At 70.2% G+C, this 1,345-nt stretch carries 2 protein-coding genes; one reads left to right on the forward strand and one right to left on the reverse strand.

The genetic code is table 11. The annotated features are described in order from the left end of the window. The coding region (locus LQT98_RS23625; RefSeq protein WP_231465683.1) for an MFS transporter at nucleotides 1-523 on the forward strand (523 nt) is incomplete at its 5' end. On the opposite strand, the gene LQT98_RS23630 is transcribed toward LQT98_RS23625, so the two are convergent. Then, nucleotides 478-1,257: an EAL domain-containing protein gene (locus LQT98_RS23630; RefSeq protein ID WP_231465685.1), complete on the reverse strand. Its 780-nt coding sequence runs from the start codon at nucleotides 1,255-1,257 to the stop codon at nucleotides 478-480. The two genes, LQT98_RS23625 and LQT98_RS23630, sit on opposite strands and share 46 nt — an antisense overlap. Between the last annotated feature and the right edge of the window lie 88 nt (nucleotides 1,258-1,345).

Genomic DNA, 1,345 nt, shown 5'->3' on the forward strand with positions numbered 1-1,345 from the left:
CGCCTTCACCTATCTGGCGCCCCTGTTCACCCGGGTCAGCGGCTTCGCCGCCGCGACGCTGCCCTGGCTGTTCGCTGGCTACGGGCTGGCGACGGTGCTCGGCAATCTGTGCAGCGGCCGGCTGGCGGACAGCCATACCCGCGCGGTGCTGCGCGGCGGCTTGCTGGTGTTGCTTGTTGCCCTGGTGGCGCTGGCATCGTTGGCGCAATGGCAGGCGGCGACGGCGGTGTGCGTGCTGCTGCTGGGCCTGGCCGGCCTGCCGATGAACCCGGCGATGGTGGCGCGGGTGGTGCGCGCCGGCGGCAGCGGGCCGATGGTGAACAGCCTGCACATGTCGGTGGTGAACCTGGGGCTGATGCTGGGCTCATGGGGTGGCGGCGCGCTGTTGGACGCCGGCTGGAGCCTGCGCGCGCCAGTGTGGCTGGGCGCCGCTCTGGCGGCCTTGGCCTTGGCCAGCCTGTGGCTGGACCGCGCCGGTCACAGCTGGCAGGCCACCGGCAGCTCGGCCGGCATGCCCAGGTAGAAGCCCTGGTAGAGTTCGACCCCCAGCTCCTGCATCGCCTGGTGCTGTTCGCTGGTTTCTATGCCTTCCACCGCCATGCGGCAGCCTATCTGCCAGCCCAGCTCCAGCAGCACCGGCAGCCGGTGGCGCTCGCCGGACATATAGTCCAGCAGCAGGCTGCGGTCTATCTTGATCAGGTCCGGGCACAGCGCCTTGACCTTGCCGTGGCGCGCGGCCACCGCGCCGAAATCGTCCACAGACAAGCCGAAGCCGGCTTCCGCGGTCAGGCGCAGGCTGTTGATCAGCGGCTGGCCGTGGTGCTCTACCTCGTATTCCGGCAGCTCGAAGATCACCCCGGCGCTGTCCAGCTCCAGCGAGTCCAGCAGGCCTTGCAGCAGCGGCAGGTGAGTGCGGCCGTCATTGTCCACGACGGCGGTCTGCGCCAGCAGGTTCAGGCTCAGGCAGCCGGCCTGGCCGCTTTGCGCGAAGTTGCGGATGTGGATCAGCCGCGCCAGCTGGTCCGCCTCCAGCGCCAGTTCCGGCTGCAGGCTGGCGAAGAAGGCGTCCGGAGGCGGCGCTTGGCCATCCAGCGTGCGGACGCGCAGCAGCGCCTCATGGCCGAACACGCCGCCGCTGCGGTAGAACAGCGGCTGGAACACGCTGCTGAACTGATAGCCGCCCAGCCGCGCGCAATAACGGCCGTCGGCGTCGCGGTACAGCTGCCGTTCGGAGTGGGGGCCTAGGGGTGGGACCATGGTTGTCTAGCCGCGCGGAGTGGACTTTCAGCATAGCAAGCATTGCGCGGCGCTACCGGGCGGCGGCGCGCGCCGTCGCCGGCTGGGC

The sequence above is a fragment of the Chromobacterium aquaticum genome (genome assembly GCF_021129195.1).
GTDB lineage: Bacteria > Pseudomonadota > Gammaproteobacteria > Burkholderiales > Chromobacteriaceae > Chromobacterium > Chromobacterium aquaticum.